The sequence below is a fragment of the Arthrobacter sp. NPDC055585 genome (genome assembly GCF_053619115.1).
In genome coordinates, this window is sequence record NZ_JBSHIT010000016.1 from 1 (window position 1) to 18,268 (window position 18,268).

At 65.4% G+C, this 18,268-nt stretch carries 14 protein-coding genes; 10 read left to right on the top strand and 4 right to left on the bottom strand.

Annotated elements, in window-relative coordinates; all coding sequences use genetic code 11:
• Nucleotides 1-94: 94 nt before the first annotated feature.
• The 5 genes from lspA (at nucleotide 95) to nrdR (ending at nucleotide 7,131) form a co-directional block, all read left to right on the top strand.
• The gene (gene lspA, locus ACWGQ2_RS18100; RefSeq protein ID WP_452019625.1) at nucleotides 95-664 is read left to right on the top strand and encodes a signal peptidase II; all 570 of its coding nucleotides are present in this window, start codon (nucleotides 95-97) and stop codon (nucleotides 662-664) included.
• Nucleotides 657-1,592, top strand: coding sequence for an RluA family pseudouridine synthase (locus ACWGQ2_RS18105; RefSeq protein ID WP_452019626.1), 936 nt, complete (start codon nucleotides 657-659; stop codon nucleotides 1,590-1,592). Before lspA ends, ACWGQ2_RS18105 begins: the two co-directional genes overlap by 8 nt.
• A 29-nt stretch (nucleotides 1,593-1,621) precedes the next feature.
• Nucleotides 1,622-5,161, top strand: coding sequence for a DNA polymerase III subunit alpha (gene dnaE, locus ACWGQ2_RS18110; RefSeq protein ID WP_452019627.1), 3,540 nt, complete (start codon nucleotides 1,622-1,624; stop codon nucleotides 5,159-5,161).
• Nucleotides 5,162-5,174: 13 nt separating this feature from the next.
• Complete coding sequence (gene hisD / locus ACWGQ2_RS18115; protein ID WP_452019628.1) at nucleotides 5,175-6,536, top strand: histidinol dehydrogenase; 1,362 nt, start codon at nucleotides 5,175-5,177, stop codon at nucleotides 6,534-6,536.
• A gap of 97 nt (nucleotides 6,537-6,633) precedes the next feature.
• On the top strand, nucleotides 6,634-7,131 hold the full coding sequence (gene nrdR / locus ACWGQ2_RS18120; protein WP_452019629.1) for a transcriptional regulator NrdR: 498 nt from the start codon (nucleotides 6,634-6,636) through the stop codon (nucleotides 7,129-7,131).
• A gap of 98 nt (nucleotides 7,132-7,229) precedes the next feature.
• Here the strand turns inward: nrdR and ppgK are convergent, their stop codons facing one another.
• Both ppgK and map read right to left on the bottom strand, forming a co-directional pair.
• Nucleotides 7,230-8,027: a polyphosphate--glucose phosphotransferase gene (gene ppgK, locus ACWGQ2_RS18125; protein ID WP_452019630.1), complete on the bottom strand. Its 798-nt coding sequence runs from the start codon at nucleotides 8,025-8,027 to the stop codon at nucleotides 7,230-7,232.
• A gap of 24 nt (nucleotides 8,028-8,051) precedes the next feature.
• Nucleotides 8,052-8,930, bottom strand: a complete 879-nt coding sequence (gene map / locus ACWGQ2_RS18130; protein WP_452019631.1) for a type I methionyl aminopeptidase — start codon at nucleotides 8,928-8,930, stop codon at nucleotides 8,052-8,054.
• Nucleotides 8,931-9,034: 104 nt separating this feature from the next.
• On the opposite strand from map, the gene ACWGQ2_RS18135 reads away from it, so the two are divergent.
• Entirely contained in the window at nucleotides 9,035-9,196 is a 162-nt protein-coding gene (locus tag ACWGQ2_RS18135) for an SPOR domain-containing protein (protein ID WP_422402094.1), read from the top strand.
• Nucleotides 9,197-9,251: 55 nt separating this feature from the next.
• On the opposite strand, the gene panB is transcribed toward ACWGQ2_RS18135, so the two are convergent.
• Complete coding sequence (panB, locus tag ACWGQ2_RS18140; RefSeq protein WP_452019632.1) at nucleotides 9,252-10,106, bottom strand: 3-methyl-2-oxobutanoate hydroxymethyltransferase; 855 nt, start codon at nucleotides 10,104-10,106, stop codon at nucleotides 9,252-9,254.
• 174 nt (nucleotides 10,107-10,280) lie between these two features.
• Between panB and ACWGQ2_RS18145 the strand changes: the two genes are divergently transcribed.
• From ACWGQ2_RS18145 to ACWGQ2_RS18160, 4 genes are all read left to right on the top strand, one after another.
• The gene (locus tag ACWGQ2_RS18145) at nucleotides 10,281-11,621 is read left to right on the top strand and encodes a glutamine synthetase family protein (RefSeq protein ID WP_452019633.1); all 1,341 of its coding nucleotides are present in this window, start codon (nucleotides 10,281-10,283) and stop codon (nucleotides 11,619-11,621) included.
• 16 nt (nucleotides 11,622-11,637) lie between these two features.
• On the top strand, nucleotides 11,638-14,655 hold the full coding sequence (locus ACWGQ2_RS18150) for a bifunctional [glutamine synthetase] adenylyltransferase/[glutamine synthetase]-adenylyl-L-tyrosine phosphorylase (RefSeq protein WP_452019634.1): 3,018 nt from the start codon (nucleotides 11,638-11,640) through the stop codon (nucleotides 14,653-14,655).
• A 125-nt stretch (nucleotides 14,656-14,780) separates the two neighbouring features.
• Nucleotides 14,781-16,238, top strand: coding sequence for an amino acid ABC transporter substrate-binding protein/permease (locus ACWGQ2_RS18155; RefSeq protein ID WP_452019635.1), 1,458 nt, complete (start codon nucleotides 14,781-14,783; stop codon nucleotides 16,236-16,238).
• A complete protein-coding gene (locus ACWGQ2_RS18160) occupies nucleotides 16,235-16,963 on the top strand; it encodes an amino acid ABC transporter ATP-binding protein (RefSeq protein ID WP_452019636.1) in 729 nt (242 codons plus the stop codon). Before ACWGQ2_RS18155 ends, ACWGQ2_RS18160 begins: the two co-directional genes overlap by 4 nt.
• 72 nt (nucleotides 16,964-17,035) lie before the next feature.
• Here the strand turns inward: ACWGQ2_RS18160 and ACWGQ2_RS18165 are convergent, their stop codons facing one another.
• Complete coding sequence (locus ACWGQ2_RS18165; RefSeq protein ID WP_452019637.1) at nucleotides 17,036-18,172, bottom strand: serine hydrolase domain-containing protein; 1,137 nt, start codon at nucleotides 18,170-18,172, stop codon at nucleotides 17,036-17,038.
• Nucleotides 18,173-18,268: the final 96 nt, after the last annotated feature.

Below are 18,268 nucleotides of genomic sequence, written 5' to 3' on the forward strand. Positions count from 1 at the left end.
GGATCTCCCGGCCGCCGGCCCATGCCGTTCCAGCTCCTGTGACTAATGGTGCCGCCCGTGCACCGACCCACCGCTGCCCGACCCCGAAAGCACCATGACTGATTCAACTCCGGCGCCCGCGCCGCAGCCCCAGCCGCCGGCGCGCCCCAAGGCCGCCCTGACCCGCTACGCGCTGATCATGGCCGTCATTGCCCTGGCCGCATGGGTGTTTGACCAGCTCACCAAGATCTGGGTTGTCTCCACCATGACGGAGGGGCAGATCACTGATGTCTTCCCCCCTCTGCTGCGCTGGCACTTCATCCGCAACCCAGGGGCTGCCTTCTCGATCGGCACGGACTACACGTGGATCTTCACCATCGTTATGGTCGTGGTGTCCGGGTTCCTCATCTACCTCATGTTCCGGCTTCGCTCCACCGCCTGGTCCATCGCACTCGGGCTTGTGCTGGGCGGCGCAGTGGGCAACCTCACCGACCGGCTCTTCCGGGAGCCATCCTTTGGCCAGGGCCACGTGGTGGACTTCATCGCCTTCCCTAACTTCGCGATCTTCAACATCGCAGACTCCTGCGTCGTTTCCGGCGTGATCCTGGTGTGCCTGCTGACACTGCGCGGGATCAACATGGACGGCACGCGGGCCACTGCAGGCAAGGACAGCTCCGATGCCTGAGATCCACTCCCGTTTCACCATTGGCGAGGAGCATGATGGTGTCCGCGCTGACGCCGCTATGGCTGAACTGCTGGACGTTTCCCGTTCCACTGCCGCCGGCTGGTGCTCTGAAGGCTGGCTCACCCGCGGCGGCCGGCCGCTGGCCAAATCGGACCGGCTGCGCACCGGAGACAGCGTTGCTGCGGACGTTCCCGAGCAGCGTGACCCGCTGGCCGTCGTCGTCGAGCCCGTGGAGGACCTGAAAATCCTCGCCGACGATGAACATTTTGTGGTGATCGACAAGCCCGTCGGTGTTGCCGCGCACCCCTCGCCGGGCTGGGTGGGACCCACAGTGGTGGGTGCCCTGGCAGCCGCCGGCTACCGGATTTCCACGTCCGGGGCAGGGGAGCGGCAGGGCATTGTCCACCGGCTCGACGTCGGAACCTCCGGCGTGATGGTGGTCGCCAAGACCGAGCACGCCTACACCCTGCTGAAGCAGGCCTTCCGCGACCGCACCGTGGAGAAGGAATACCACGCACTGGTCCAGGGACTGCCTGATCCGCTGGAGGGCACCATCGATGCCCCGATCGGACGGCACCCGGGACATGACTGGCGCTTCGCCGTCGTGGATGAGGGCCGGGACTCCGTGACCCACTACAAGGTCCTGGAAGCCTTCGGCCGTGCCTCCCTGGTGGAAGTCCACCTCGAAACCGGACGCACACACCAGATCCGCGTTCACTTCTCGGCCCTGCGCCATCCCTGCGCCGGAGACCTCACCTACGGAGCCGACCCGCGGCTGGCCGCTGAGCTGGGGCTGACCCGCCAGTGGCTGCATGCCCGGAAGCTGGGATTCACCCACCCCGGAACAGGGGAGTGGGTTGAGTTCACTTCGGCGTATCCGCAGGATCTGCAGTACGCCCTCGACGCGCTGGGCCGCGGAGACATCTGAGCCCTCCCGGCGGCGCCTAGAATGGTTAGGTGGCTTCAGCAACTGGTACGTCGAAATCGTTTGTCCATCTTCACAATCACACTGAATATTCGATGCTGGACGGGGCAGCACGCCTGACCGACCTGTTCAGCCACGCCGATGAGCTGGGCATGAACGCCCTGGCGACCACGGACCACGGGTTCGTCTTCGGTGCGTTCGATTTTTGGAACAAAGCCCGGAACTCCGGCATCAAGCCGATCATCGGCGTGGAAGCCTACCTGACTCCGGGCACCGCCCGGCAGGACAAGACCCGTGTGAAGTGGGGCGGCGGCGGACGCGACGACGTCTCCGGTGCCGGTGCCTACACCCACATGACCATGTGGGCGGAAAACACCGAAGGCATGCACAACCTGTTCCGCATGTCCTCCCTGGCCTCGCTGGAAGGCTACCTCTACAAGCCGCGCATGGACCGGGACCTGCTGCAGACCTACGGCAAGGGCCTGATCGCCACCACCGGCTGCCCCTCCGGGGAAGTACAGACCAAGCTGCGCCTGGGACTGTACAACGAAGCCAAGCAGGCGGCGTCGGACTTCAGGGACATCTTCGGCGCGGATAACTTCTTCTGCGAACTGATGGACCACGGCCTGGACATCGAACGCAGCGTGCAGGCGGACCTGATCAAACTGGCGAGGGAGCTGGACCTGCCGCTGGTCGCCACAAACGACCTCCACTACACCCACGCCGAGGACGCCAAGGCGCATGCCGCGCTGCTGTGCGTGCAGTCCGGTTCCACCCTTGCGGACCCCAAGCGCTTCAAGTTCGACGCCGACGAGTTCTACCTCAAGTCCCCGGCCGAGATGCGTGCCATGTTCCGGGACTACCCGGACGCCTGCGACAACACGCTGCTCATCGCCGAGCGCTGTGATGTCGAGTTCAACACCAAGGCCAGCTACATGCCGCGCTTCCCCTGCCCGCCGGGGGAGAACGAGGAATCCTGGTTCGTCAAGGAAGTTGAAACCGGACTGCAGTACCGGTTCCCGAACGGCATCCCCGACGACGTACGCAAGCAGGCCGAATACGAGATCGGCATCATCACCCAGATGGGCTTCCCGGGCTACTTCCTGGTGGTTGCCGACTTCATCAACTGGGCCAAGAACAACGGCATCCGCGTCGGTCCGGGCCGTGGCTCCGGTGCCGGTTCCATGGTCGCCTACGCCATGCGCATCACCGACCTGAACCCGCTGGCCCACGGACTGATCTTCGAACGGTTCCTGAACCCGGACCGTGTGTCCATGCCTGACTTCGACGTCGACTTCGATGATCGGCGCCGCTCCGAGGTGATCCACTACGTCACCGAGAAGTACGGCGCGGACCGGGTGTCAATGATCGTCACCTACGGCACCATCAAGGCCAAGCAGGCGCTGAAGGACTCTTCCCGCGTGATGGGCTACCCCTTCTCCGTCGGTGAGCGCCTCACCAAGGCGATGCCGCCGGATGTCATGGGCAAGGGCATTTCCCTAACCGACGTCCACAACAAGGAAGCCAAGCGCTACGGCGAAGCCGAAGAGCTGCGCGAACTGCTGGCTACGGATCCGGATTCCCAGCGCGTCTTTGAGACTGCGATCGGGCTGGAAGGGCTGAAGCGCCAGTGGGGTGTGCACGCCGCCGGCGTCATCATGTCCTCGCACCCGCTGATCGACATCATCCCGATCATGAAGCGGGAGCAGGACGGCCAGATCATCACGCAGTTCGATTACCCGACCTGCGAGGGCCTCGGCCTGATCAAGATGGACTTCCTCGGCCTGCGGAACCTGACCATAATTTCGGATGCGATCGAGAACATAAAGCTCAACAAGGACGTAGACCTTGACCTTGAGACGCTTGAACTCGATGACAAGGAGTCCTATGAGCTCCTGGCCCGCGGTGACACCCTGGGCGTGTTCCAGCTCGACGGTGGACCCATGCGGTCCCTGCTGAAACTGATGCGTCCGGATAACTTCGAAGACATCTCCGCTGTGATCGCCCTGTACCGTCCGGGTCCCATGGGTGCGAACTCGCACACCAACTACGCGCTGCGCAAGACCGGCGTCCAGGAGATCACCCCGATCCATCCTGAGCTGGAAGAACCGCTCAAGGAGATCCTCGATACCACCTACGGCCTGATCGTCTACCAGGAACAGGTTATGGCGATCGCCCAGAAGGTGGCCGGCTTCTCGCTCGGCCAGGCAGACATTCTCCGCCGAGCCATGGGCAAGAAGAAAAAGTCCGAACTGGACAAGCAGTACGAGGGCTTCCACGGCGGCATGGTGGAGCGCGGTTACTCAGAGGCTGCCATCAAGGCACTCTGGGACATCCTGCTCCCGTTCTCCGACTACGCCTTCAACAAGGCGCACTCCGCTGCCTACGGCCTGGTTTCCTACTGGACCGCGTTCCTCAAGGCGCACTATCCCACCGAGTACATGGCAGCCCTGCTCACCTCCGTGGGCGATGACAAGGACAAGCTGGCACTGTACCTCAACGAATGCCGCAAGATGGGCATTACGGTGCTGCCCCCGGACGCCAACGAGTCCTCCGTGAACTTCACCCCGGTGGGCAAGGACATCCGCTTCGGCATGGGCGCGATCCGCAACGTTGGAGCCAACGTTGTGCAGGCAATGGTGGGCGCCCGCGAAGAAAAGGGCGCGTACACCAACTTCAAGGACTTCTTGATGAAGGTCCCTGCGGTGGTCTGTAACAAACGCACCATCGAGTCCCTGATCAAGGCCGGTGCCTTCGATTCAATGGGGCACGCCCGCCGACCACTGGCCATGATCCATGAAGAAGCCATCGACTCCGTGGTGGTGCTCAAGCGCAACGAGGCAGTCGGCCAGTTCGACCTCTTCGCGGGCATGGGGGAGTCGGAGCCGGAAGATTCAATTTCCATCGATATCCCGGACCTGCCCGAGTGGGAGAAGAAGGACAAGCTTTCCTTCGAACGGGACATGCTGGGCCTCTACGTCTCCGACCACCCGCTCCAGGGGCTGGAAGGGATCCTGAGCCAGCACGCGGATTCCTCCATTACTTCGATCGTCAGCGAGGAAGGTCCGCCCGACGGCGCCATCGTGACCATTGCGGGCATGATTACGTCCCTGCAGCGGCGCATCGCGAAGAACAGCGGCAACGCCTATGCCCGCTGCGAGATCGAGGACCTTGCCGGTTCCATGGAAGTCATGTTCTTCGGCCAGGTCTACGGTCCCATTGCCGCCGTGCTGGCAGAGGACCTGATCGTCGTCGTACGCGGACGCCTCCAGCGCCGGGACGACGGCGCGGTGACCCTCAACGCCCAGGAACTCACCGTCCCCGACCTCAGTGAGGGCCACTCCGGGCCGGTGGTGATTTCGATGGCCACGTACAAGGCCACCGAAACCGTTGTGACCCAGCTCGGTGACGTGCTGCGGACGCATCCGGGAACCTCGGAAGTGCAGATCCGGCTCAATGGAAACCGCACGGTGGAAGTCATGAAACTCGGCGTTGACCTTCGGGTGAACCCCACGCCGTCGCTCTTCGGTGACTTGAAGGTGCTGCTGGGGCCGGCCTGCCTTGATGCCTAGGTAGAATGGGGCTGTGACTTCCTCCGCACCTGAACGAACTTCTCAGCCCTTTGAGTCCCTGCGTACCCTCGACCTGCGCGGCGGTACCCATACCGCAGCCCAGCTGAAGGCCGTCATGCCGCGCGCCGAGACCACCACCGAAGTGGCCTCTGACGCGGTGGCAGCCATCATCGCCGACGTCCGTTCCCGCGGCTTCGCGGCGCTGGCAGAACTGGCGGAGAAGTTCGACGGCGTCCGGCAGGACCACCCGTTGGTGCCGCGCCAGGCGCTGGTCGAGGCACTGCAGAATCTGGACCCGGCAGTACGTGCCGGACTCGAGGAATCCATCCGCCGAGCCCGCCTGTTCGCCGACGCGCAGCGTCCGGCGGACGTCGAGGTGGACATCGCCGACGGCGCGAAGGTCACCCACCGCTGGGTTCCGGTCAACCGGGTGGGCCTCTACGTTCCGGGCGGACTGGCCGTCTACCCGTCCTCCGTGGTCATGAACGTGGTTCCGGCGCAGGCTGCCGGTGTCGCATCCCTGGCCCTGGCCTCGCCGCCGCAGAAGGAATTCGGCGGCCTGCCGCACCCCACCATCCTGGCCGCCGCGGAACTGCTGGGCATCGAAGAGGTCTACGCAGTGGGCGGCGCCCAGGCGATCGCCGCGTTTGCCTACGGCATTCCCGCCGGTGAAAGCGGTCCCGCCCTGGAGCCGGTGGACGTTGTGACCGGCCCCGGCAACGTTTTCGTGGCCACTGCCAAGCGCCTGGTCAAGGGCGTCGTCGGAATCGACGCGGAAGCCGGCCCCACCGAAATCGCTGTGCTGGCGGATGCCACCGCCGAACCCAAGTTCGTCGCAGCAGACCTGATCAGCCAGGCCGAACACGACCCGAACGCAGCCTCCGTGCTGGTCACGGACTCACCTGAGCTTGCCGAAGCCGTGCGGGCTGAACTGGACGTGCAGGTTTCCGCCACCAAGCACACGGAGCGGGTGCGCACCGCACTCTCCGGCCCGCAGTCCGCCGTCGTCCTCGTGGACTCGCTGGATGACGGAATCGCGGTGTGCAACGCCTACGGCGCGGAACACCTCGAAATCCAGACCGCTGACGCAGCGGACGTGGCACGGCGGATCACCAGTGCCGGTGCGATCTTTGTGGGCAGCTACAGCCCGGTCAGCCTGGGCGACTACTGCTCCGGTTCAAACCATGTGCTCCCCACCGCCGGAACCGCGGCGTTCTCCTCGGGACTGAACGTCACCACGTTTATGCGCGCCATTCAGGTGATCGACTACGGACGGAATGCCCTGAACGAGGTCAGCGGGCACGTCGTCGCGCTCTCGCGGGCCGAGGACCTCCCGGCCCACGGCGACGCCGTCAGCATCCGGTTCGCCGGCTAGCGCTGCCACCAGCTCCGGCCCGGGTTGGAACCCGGGCCCGGCAGAGACCTAGAATGAGGGCGCCAAGCCCGCCGCCCGCGTGTGAAAGGACCGAGGAATGTACTGTCCGTATTGCCGCAACGCCGATTCGCGGGTCGTGGACAGCCGCCTGGCTGACGACGGCTCAGCGATTCGCCGCCGCCGGCAGTGTCCCGAATGCGGACGCCGGTTCAGCACCGTGGAGACCACAAGCCTGAGCGTCATCAAGCGGTCCGGTGTGGCTGAGCCCTTCAGCCGCAGCAAGGTCATCAACGGGGCGCGCAAGGCCTGCCAGGGCCGGCCCGTCAGTGAAGATGACCTGGCGCTGCTGGCCCAGGAGGTGGAGGAAACCATCCGTGCCTCCGGTGTTGCCGAGATCCAGGCCCATGAAGTGGGCCTGGCCATCCTGCAGCCGCTGCAGAAACTGGACCAGGTGGCGTACCTGCGCTTCGCCAGCGTCTACCAGTCCTTTGATTCGCTGGAGGACTTTGAAACCGCGATTGCCGCCCTGCGGGCCGAGTCAGCGCGTGCCGGCGTAGTTCCGGCCGGCGCCCAGCGTCCGCTGACCGCCCAGTAGACGGCGTCGGCTGCCCCCAGCAACCATCGAGAGGCCAGTTGCGGCTCTTTCCAAGGCTGAAAAGAGCCGCAACTGGCCTCTCGATTGGGGGGAGAGAGCTACTTGATGTAGTTGAAGTGCAGCGCTGCCTGGAGAGCGGCGCCGACGATTCCCGCGTTGTTCTTCAGGTTGGCCGTGACCATGGGGGTGCGCAGGTCCAGCATGGGCAGGAAGTCTTCACTGCGCTTGGAGATGCCGCCGCCGATCACAAACAGGTCGGGGGAGAAAAGGAACTCCACGTGGGAGAAGTACCGCTGCAGGCGCTTGGCGTATTCTTCCCAGCTGATGTCGTCGCGTTCGCGGGCGGAGGCGGAGGCACGCGTTTCAGCGTCGACACCGTCAATCTCCAGGTGGCCCAGCTCAGCATTGGGGACCAGCGCGCCGTTGGAGATCAGTGCCGATCCGATGCCCGTGCCCAGGGTGATCACCAGTACGGTGCCGCTCACGCCGCGTCCGGCGCCGTAGCGCGCTTCGGCCAGGCCGGCGGCGTCGGCGTCGTTCATGACCTGGACTTCGCGGTTTAGTGCGTTGGTGAGCAGTGCATCGACGTCCGTGTCCACCCAGCTCTTGTCCACGTTGGCCGCGGAGCGTGCCACACCGTGCTGGATGATGGCCGGGAACGTGACGCCAACGGGAACATCGGGACCCGGTCCCTCGGGACGGGAAGAGAGCTCAGCAACGATCTGGCCGACGACGCCGGCGACTGCCTCCGGCGTGGCAGGCTTCGGCGTCGGGATCCGGAAGCGGTCACCAATGAGCTTGCCCTTGGCGAGATCGACGATGCCGCCCTTGATGCCCGTACCGCCGATGTCGATGCCAATGACGGCGTCGTGCTTGTTCTTGTGCTTCTTGGCCATGGTTCTCCAGTGCTAGGCGGTGCCCTAGGGCAGGGTCAGGATTTCGGCGCCGTCATCGGTGACGAGCAGGGTGTGTTCGAACTGGGCAGTGCGCTTGCGGTCCTTCGTGACCACGGTCCAGTTGTCTTCCCACATGTCCCACTCAATGGTCCCGAGAGTGAGCATAGGCTCAATGGTAAACACCATTCCGGTTTCAATGAGGCGGCTGTAGGCCGGTGCGGCGTCGTAGTGCGGGATTATCAGGCCGGTATGGAACGCTTCGCCGACGCCGTGTCCCGTGAAGTCCCGCACCACACCGTAGCCGAAGCGCTTGGCATATGACTCGATGGCGCGGCCGATTACGTTGATTTCACGCCCCGGCATCACTGCTTTGATGGCGCGGCGGAGGGATTCGGCGGTCCGCTCCACCAGCAGGCGGGATTCTTCATCCACGTTGCCGGCCAGGAACGTGTAGTTCGTGTCGCCGTGCACGCCGTTGATGTACGCGGTGATGTCCACGTTGACGATGTCCCCGTCCTGAATCACCGTCGAGTCCGGAATGCCGTGGCAGATGACCTCATTGATGGAGGTGCAGATGGACTTCGGGAAGTGCCGGTAGCCCAGGGTGGACGGGTAAGCGTTGTGGTCCAGCAGGAATTCGTGGGCCACGCGGTCCAGCTCATCAGTGGTGACACCGGGTTCAATGCGCTTGCCAACCTCAACAATGGCCTGTGCAGCGATCCTGCCGGCAAAGCGGATCTTCTCGATGGTCTCTGCGGACTTGACCTCTGAGCCGGTGAATTTTGCCGGTGCATCCTTGTCCACGTACTCGGGACGGACAATCGACGCCGGTACCGGGCGCCGGGGGGAGAGCGTTCCCGGCTGGAGGCGGCCAAGGGGTGCGGTGGCAATATTCTGGGGCATAGTATCGATCTTATCGCCAGCGTTCCGTGCTGCTGCATGGCCGCGCGATTGTGCACCCCCGGCCGGCCCAAACGGGTGCCCGGGACCGAGATGGAGGAGGGCCAATGGCCGAGTACTGGTTCAATGTTCAGACCCACGAAGTTGAGGTGGGCCCGCAGTCGGACTGGACGAAGCTGCTGGGTCCGTACCAAACCCGGGAAGAAGCTGCGGCAGCGCTGCAGAAGGTCCAGGCCCGCAACGAAGCCTGGGACAAGGACGAAGACTAAGGTTCTGCCGGCGGGCGGGCGGAAACCGCCTGTACGTCCCGCCGGCAGGCCTGGCCTAGAAGCTGTGTTCGGGGCCGGGGAACGTTCCGCTGCGGACTTCGTCCGCGTACTCGCGGGCCGCGTTGGACAGAACTGAGCGGACGTCGGCGAAAGCCTTGACGAACTTAGGAGCCTTGCCGCCGCGCATGCCGGCCATATCCTGCCAAACAAGCACCTGTCCGGTGGTTGCGTTTCCGGCGCCGATACCGATCGTAGGCACCCGGACGGCAGCATCAACCGCTGCGGCAACGTCCGCCGGGACCATTTCCATCAGCACACAGAACGCGCCCGCCTCAGCCAGCGCGGCGGCGTCGTCAATCACGGCCTGCGCGGCATCGCCGCGGCCCTGGACCTTGTACCCGCCCAGGGCATGCTCGCTCTGCGGAGTGAAACCCACGTGGGCCATGACCGGAATGCCGGCGGCAGTCATGGCGCGGACGTGATCCGCGTAGTGGGCGCCGCCTTCCATCTTCACGGCCTGGACGCCGGCTTCCTTCATCAGGCGCACCGAGGACTCAATGGCCTGCGCGGGGGAAACCTCGTAGGAACCGAACGGCAGGTCGCACACGATCAGCGCACGCTTGGCGCCGGCGGAGACCGACTTGGCGAACACGATCATTTCGTCCAGCGTGATGGGCAGAGTGGTTTCGTGGCCCATCACGTTGTTTGCCGCTGAATCGCCGATCAGCAGGGTTTCGATGCCGGCCTCGTCGAAGATCTGGGCCGTGTACTGGTCGTAGGCAGTAAGCATGGCGAACTTTCCGCCGCTGTCCTTGAGCTGCTGCAGGTAGGAGGTTCGAACCCGCCGGGGCGGCACCGGTGCCGTGCTCTTCTCGGTGCCGTACGGTTTGGGCTGTTCAGCGCTGGTCATCCTTCGAGACTACTAAACCTTGGCCCGGCCCGTGCCGCGGACCGGGGAATATGTCCTGCGCGTAATGTCCGAAGCCACGCGCCGCCCAGAGCCGAAAAAGCCCTCTGGGCTGGGTAGAGTAATTGCAGGCCGAATCCGGAACCGCCAAGCGAAGTACAGCGAAAGAGGTTAAGCATGAACCGCCAGCAGGAATTCGTTCTGCGAACGATCGAAGAACGTGACGTGCGGTTTGTGCGGCTCTGGTTTACCGACGTCGTTGGATCGATGAAATCCGTGGCGCTGGCGCCGGCGGAAGTTGAAGGCGCCTTCGAGGAGGGCCTCGGCTTTGACGGTTCCTCGATCGAGGGACTGGCCCGTATCTTCGAGTCGGACATGCTGGCCCAGCCGGATCCCTCCACCTTCCAGATCCTGCCCTGGCGCGGTGACGAGGAGCAGACCTCCCGGATGTTCTGCGACATCCTCACCCCGGACGGCCAGCCTTCGGCTGCCGACCCGCGCTACGTCCTCAAGCGCCAGCTGGCCAAGGCCGCGGACATGGGCTTCACCTGCTACACGCACCCGGAAATCGAGTTCTACCTGCTGAAGTCGGACCAGCCCGGGCCCGACGGCGAGCCGGTACCGGTGGACCGCGCAGGCTACTTTGACCACGTCCCTGGCGGCGTGGCCCAGGACTTCCGCCGCACCGCGGTTTCAATGCTGGAAGCCGTGGGCATCTCCGTGGAGTTCAGCCACCACGAGGCAGGTCCCGGCCAGAACGAGATCGACCTGCGCTACGCGGACGCGCTGCAGACCGCGGACAACATCATGACGTTCCGCACCGTGGTCAAGGAAGTCGCGCTGATGACCGACTGCTACGCCACGTTTATGCCCAAGCCGTTCTCCGACCACCCGGGCTCCGGCATGCACACGCACTTCTCCCTGTTCGAGGGCGACTCCAACGCGTTCTTCGAGGCCGGCGCCGAATTCCAGCTCTCCACCACGGCACGCCAGTTCATGGCCGGCATCCTGCGGCACGCACCGGAATTCACCGCCGTCACCAACCAGTTCGTGAACTCCTACAAGCGCCTCTGGGGCGGCGGGGAAGCTCCCAGCTACCTGTCCTGGGGCCACAACAACCGCTCCGCGCTGCTGCGGGTGCCGCTGTACAAGCCGGGCAAGGGCCAGTCCGCCCGGATCGAATACCGCGGTATCGACTCCGCAGCCAACCCGTACCTGTCCTACGCCGTGCTCCTCGGAGCGGGCCTGAAGGGCATCGAGGAAGGCTACGAGCTTCCCCCGGGCGCCGAGGATGACATCGAGTCGCTGAGCGCAGCCGAACGCCGCGCCATGGGCCACGCGCCCCTGCCCTCGAGCCTGCACGACGCCATCCGCGTCATGGAGGACTCGGAGCTGGTCGCGGAGATCCTGGGCGAGCAGGTCTTCGAGAACTTCCTGCGCAACAAGCAGGCCGACTGGAACGAATACCGCCAGCAGGTCACGGCCTTCGAGCTGAAGAAGAACCTGAGCATCCTCTAACGGAAGCGGACTGCCGATGAGCCTGACCAGACGCCTGATCGCCGCCGGTTTCACGGACCTGGAGAAAAGCGAACGGTTCCTGGCCGCCCCGGAACTGGAGGGGATCGACCAGGAACGGCTCTTCGCCGGGTTCGTCCGCGCGGCGAACCCGGACATGGCGCTGCAGTCCCTGGTCCGGCTGCTCTCCCGGATCCCCCCGCTCGAAGAACTCGTGGCGGGGGAGCAGGATGACTCCGAAGCCCTCTTCCGGGTCCTTGGCGCATCCGAGGCGCTGGCCGAGTTCGTCATGCGGCACCCGGAGAACGCTGAACTATTCCACACCGGGCTGCGTGCTGAGCCGGGGCAGGTGGCCGCCCGGACGCTCCGCGCGTCCCTGCTGGAGTCGGTGCAGGCCGGTTCCGGTCCCAACCCGGTGGCCCGCCTGACCGGCCCCGACGCGTACGTGCAGCTGCGCACCCGCTACCGCCGGCACCTGCTTGACCTGGCGATCCGGGACCTCGGCGCCGCTTCACCGGAAGACACGATGCCCGCCGTCGGCCGCGAACTGGCGGACCTGGCCGGCGCGGCGCTGGAGGCCGCCCTTGCAGTGTCCCGTGCGGAGCTGGCAGACGCCTTTGACCCGGCCGACGTCGCTGCGGTGCGGCTGGCCGTAATCGGCATGGGCAAGTGCGGCGCCAGCGAGCTGAACTACATCTCCGACGTCGACGTCATCTATGTGCTGGACGCCCCGGGCCTGGACGAAACACTGGCCGGCCGCATCGGCACTGCCATGGCCGCCGGCATCTCCCGGGTGATCAATGCCTCGGCTCCGGAACCTGGACTGTGGGAAGTGGACGCGAACCTCCGTCCCGAAGGCAAGGACGGGCCCCTGGTCCGGACCCTCGATTCACACCTGCACTATTACCAGCGCTGGGCACAGACCTGGGAGTTCCAGGCGCTGGTCAAGGCACGCGCCGTGGCCGGGGATCCTGAACTTGGCCGGCGCTACGAGGACGCGGTCGCCCCGCTGATCTGGTCCAGTTCGGAGCGGGACGGGTTCGTGGAATCCGTGCAGGCGATGCGCCGGCGGGTCACGGATCACATCCCCTCCCATGAGGAAGCCCGGCAGATCAAGCTCGGCAAGGGCGGGCTGCGGGACGTCGAGTTCACCGTCCAGCTGCTGCAGCTGGTGCACGGCAGGATCGACGAGACCTTGCGGGTCCGCACCACCACGGCGGCCATCGTAGCGCTCAGCGAGGGCGGCTACATCGGCCGGGGCGACGCAGCGGACCTTGATGCGGCCTACCGCTACCTGCGTGTGCTGGAGCACCGGATCCAGATGGTGCACATGCGCCGGACCCACCTGATGCCCGAATCTGAACCAGCCCTGCGCGCGCTCTCCAAGTCATCCGCGGGTGCCCTGGCCCTGGTCCGGCCGAGCGCCGAGCGGCTGCTGGAGAACTGGCAGCGGACTAAGCGGCTGGTGCGGCGGCTGCATGAAGCGATTTTCTACCGCCCGCTGCTGGCCACTGCGGCGAACCTCTCCGAGGCAGAGGTCCGGCTCAGCCCCGAGGCCGCGCAGGCCCGGCTGGCAGCGCTGGGCTATGCCGATCCGCGCGGGGCCATGAAGCACATCGAAGCGCTCACAAGCGGAATTAGCCGCCGGGCCGCGCTGCAGCGCCAGCTGCTTCCCGTCCTGCTCGGCTGGCTGGGCGACGGCGTGGATCCCGACGCCGGCCTGCTGGGCTTCCGGCGCCTGAGCGAGGCGCTGGGGGACAGCCACTGGTTCCTGGGCATGATCCGCGACTCCTCCGCGGCGGGGGAGCGGCTCTGCCAGATCCTCTCCTCCTCCCGGTTCATCAGCGAGCTGCTGGAAGTCTCCCCGGAATCCACCGCCTGGCTGGGAACGGACAAGGACCTGCAGCCGTCCAGCTTCGATTCCCTCTGGCAGGAGATGCGGGCCAAAATGTCCCGGCACCCGCGGCCGGAGGAAGCCGTCCGGCTGATCCGGCTGATCCGCCGGCGGGAGATGCTGCGCATCGCTTTGGCGGACAGCGCCGGGCTGCTCACGCAGGAAGAAGTCGGCCGGGCCCTGTCGGACAACGACCGCGCCGCAGTCCTGGGTACCCTGCATGTGGCCGAGAACGAGGTCTACGCCGGCGAGGAACAGCTTACGGACGTCCTGGTGGTCGCCATGGGGCGCCAGGGCGGGCGGGAGATCGGCTACGGGTCCGACGCCGATGTGCTGTACGTGCACCGCCCGCTGCCCGGCAGCGACGCCCAGGCGGCGCAGCGCCAGGCGGAGCGGATCGTGCAGCTCGTCTCCTCGCTGCTGCAGCAGCCCTGCCGGCCGGCCGTTCAGGCGGAACGGGTCCTGGAGCTCGACGCCGCACTGCGGCCGGAGGGCCGCCAAGGGCCGCTGGTGCGCAGCCTGGACTCCTACGCCGGGTACTACGAACGGTGGTCGCTGGCCTGGGAGGCCCAGGCCCTGCTGCGGGCACGGCCCATGGCCGGCGATGACCGGCTCGGGGAGGACTTCATTTCTTTGGTGGATCCGATCCGGTATCCCGAACAGCTGGCCGAAACCGATGTGCGGGAGATCCGCCGGATCAAGGCCCGGGTGGAAGCCGAGCGGCTGCCCCGCGGCGCCGACCCCTCCCGGCAGCTGAAACTGGGCCGCGGCGGGCTCAGCGACGTTGAGTGGCTGGTGCAGCTCCTGCAGCTTCAGCATGCCCGCAAATATCCGGCTCTGCGCACCACGGCGACCCTCCCGGCGCTTGACGCACTTTCCGATGCAGGGTTCCTGCCGGAGGCGGATACCGCCATCCTGCGGGAGAGCTGGCTGCTGGCCAGCCGGATCCGTTGTGCAAATGTGATTCGCGGCGGACGGAACCCCGATGTGCTGCCCTCTTCCCGCCGCGAACTCGAGGCAGTTGCCCGCTGGTGCGGTTACCCCGCAGGTCAGGGCGGGGTTTTGGAGGAAGACTACCTTCGGGTCACCCGCAGGGCGCGAGGTGTCTTCGAACGCTGGTTCTACGGTTACGGGGTCGGCTGAGGCCGCTGGGAGCGCCCCGCGGTAATTTCGGTGCCCGCATTCCTAGTAGGCTCTTTGGTGGCGTTTGCTGCGCATCGCCGCGAACCATTAGCTAGGAGATGTTTACTTTGCACAGTGGCAAACGGGTGCCCAAGGCCCCCGCCTCACTCGCGGTTCCCCTCACCTCCCTGCTGGCAGCTATAGCGCTGCTGCTGGGCATTCCCGCATCCGGGGCCTTCGCGGCCACCTCTCCGGCTGCCGGTGAGGCGGCCGGCAAGACTTACACCATCGGTACAGATACAACTTTTGCGCCCTTCGAGTTCCGCGAGAACGGCGAACTGGTCGGCATCGACATTGACCTGATGAACGCCATCGCCGAAGACCAGGGCTTCTCGGTGGAAATCCGGTCCCTCGGCTTCGACGCCGCGCTTCAGGCACTGCAGTCCAACCAGGTGGACGGCGTCATTGCCGGTATGTCCATCACCGAGGAACGGCAGAAGGTCTTTGACTTCTCAGACCCGTACTTCGAGTCCGGCATCCAGATGGCCGTGGCAGAGAACAACAACGAGGTCTCCGGCTACGAGGACCTCGAGGGCAAGCGCGTGGCCGTCAAGACCGGCACCGAAGGCCAGGCGTTCGCCGAGTCCATCAAGGACCAGTACGGTTTCGACGTCATCGCCTTCGCCCAGTCCGCGCAGATGTACGACGACGTCAAAGCCGGCTCTTCCGTTGCCGTCTTCGACGATTACCCCGTCCTGGCGTACGGCATCAAGTCTGGAAACGGACTGAAAACCGTCACCGACAAGGAGGTTGGTTCCTCCTACGGCTTCGCCGTCAACGCTGACACCAACCCCGAGCTGCTGGAGGCCTTCAACGCGGGCCTTGCCGACCTGCGCGAGTCCGGTGAATACGATGAGATCCTGGACCGCTACCTGGACGCCGGCGCAGCCGATTCCAGCTTCTGGTCACTGGTTACCGACAACGCACCCGCCTTCGCCAAGGGCCTTGGCCTGACGCTGCTGGCCACTGCGCTGTCCCTCTTCTTCGCACTGATCCTGGGTGTGATCTTCGGCTTCTTCAAGGTCAGCTCCAAGATTGTGCTGCGCGGCATCGCCACCACCTACGTCTCGATCTTCCGCGGCACCCCGGTGCTGGTGCAGGCCTTCTTCTTCTACTTCGGCCTGCCGCAGATCATCGGCCAGCCGGTTGACGTGCTGACCGCAGGTGTCCTCACGCTGAGCCTGAACGCCGGTGCCTACATGACGGAGATCGTGCGCGGCGGCATCCAGTCCGTGGATCCGGGCCAGATGGAAGCCGCCCGCAGCCTGGGCCTCGGCTACGGCAAGACCATGCAGAAGATCATCATTCCGCAGGCCGTGAAGATCATGACGCCGTCCTTCATCAACCAGTTCGTGATCACCCTGAAGGACACGTCGCTGCTGGCCGTCATCGGCTTCGCGGAGCTGACGTACCAGGCACAGCAGATCTACGCGGTGAACTTCCGCACCGCCGAGGTGCTGATCATCGTGGCAGCCCTGTACTTCATCGTCATCACGCTGCTGACCAAGCTGGCGGACGTCCTGGATAAGAGGTTCAACAAGTGAGCAAGATCGAAGCCATCGGCCTGCGCAAGTCCTACGGTCCGGTCGAGGTCCTGAAGGGACTGGACGTCGCCGTCGCCGAGGGCGAAGTGGTCTGCGTGATCGGTCCGTCCGGCTCCGGCAAATCCACGTTCCTGCGCTGCCTGAACAAGCTCGAAGACATCACCGCAGGAAAAGTCGTCATTGACGGCTTCGACCTCACCGACCCGAAGGTTGACCTGAACAAGGTCCGCCAGCACATCGGCATGGTGTTCCAGCACTTCAACCTGTTCCCGCACATGTCCGTGCTGGAGAACATCATGCTGGCGCCGGTGGAACTGAAGAAGGGTGCCAAGGCAGAGGTCCGTGCCAACGCCCTGGCGCTGCTGGACCGGGTGGGACTGGCTGACAAGGCCGATGCCCGCCCTGCGCAGCTCTCCGGCGGCCAGAAGCAGCGTGTGGCCATTGCCCGTGCCCTGGCCATGAAGCCGGACGTGATGCTCTTTGACGAGGCAACTTCCGCCCTTGACCCGGAAATGGTCGGCGAGGTGCTCCAGGTCATCCGTGACCTGGCCAAGGAAGGCATGACCATGGTTGTGGTCACCCACGAAATGGGCTTCGCCCGCGAAGTGGCTGACCGGGTGGTCTTTATGGCCGACGGCCTCATTGTCGAGGAAAACTCACCCGAGGAACTCTTCGGGAACCCGCAGTCCCCGCGGCTGCAGGATTTCCTGGCGAAGGTCCTCTAGATCCGCAGCTAATAACGACGGCGGTGCGGCAGACGGTCTCAGAAGGATCGTCAGCGGTGCCGCCGTCGGGCGTTAACCGCCCCCGCGTACAGCGGTACGCACCTGCCCGAACGGTTCCCAGAACCAGTCGAAGGTGTCCTGCGGGCCGGACATAAAGCGCTGGGTAAAGACGACCCCGATGTCCCCGTTCGGATAGACAGCGGCACTGGTGCCGGAACCTCCTGCCCAGCCCCACATGCCCGGCTCGGACCAGGCCGCGCCCGGCTCTGTCTGCACCGCCGTCATATAGCCCCAGCTCTCTGCCGGGCCTGACATCTCCGTGAAGCCGCCGCGCTGGCTGCCCACCAGCTGATCGGAGGCCATTTCGGCAGCAACTCCTGCAGGGAGCAGCACGTCGTCGGCCAGGGCAGCAAGGAAAGCCATATAGTCCGGAACAGTCGAAACCATACCGCCGGCAAGGGATTCGAAGCGCGGAGGAATACTGAACGCGTCCCGGTAGTCCTCCGCTTCGACCAGCCGGCCGGCTTCGGAGAGGTAGGCGGCGGGGAACTGCTCGCCGCCGCTCGGAAATCCGGTTGCGGACAGCCCAAGCGGACCCGTAATCCGCTCAGCGAGGAGGTCGGACACCGGTTTGCCGGCAACTTTGGCGAGCAGCACCGAGAGCAGATCGGCGCCCGAGTGGTACATCCACCGCTGTCCGGGCTGCGCTGCCAGCGGCAGCTCCACGAGCCGGGCCAGATAGGTGTCCGGGTCCATGTCCGGGGGATTGGGGCCCCACAGCAGGTCACGGGTGGCTGCGGAGTAGGGGGTCGCGCCGAAGTCGATGCCAAAACCTGCCGTGAACGTCAGCAGGTGCCGCAGTGTTACCGGTCCGCGTACCGGGACAGTGACGGAGAGCGGAGCGTCGGGGGAGGCCAAGACACGCAGCCCGCCGAGGCCAGGGAGCCAGCGGGAAACGTCGTCGTCCAGGCCCAGCCGGCCTTCTGCCACCTGATCAAGGGCCAGCGCCCCGCCGATGAGCTTGCTCAGCGAGGAGATGCGGAACGGTGTATCCGGGGTGACCGGTGCTGATCCGGACGTATCCAGGCTGCCAAAGGCCCGGACCTCGGTTTGCCCGCCGATTCGGACGCCGGCAACAAGCCCGGGGCACCACCCGGACTCCACCTGCAAGGCGAGACTGTCCCACAGCGGCTGCATTGATCCGGGCATGCGTCCACCGTCCACCGAATTCCCCGGGAGGTCAATGCCCCGCCGGCGATGGGGGTGGACGGCAAAAGGCCCGCACTGCCGCCGAAGCGGCAGTGC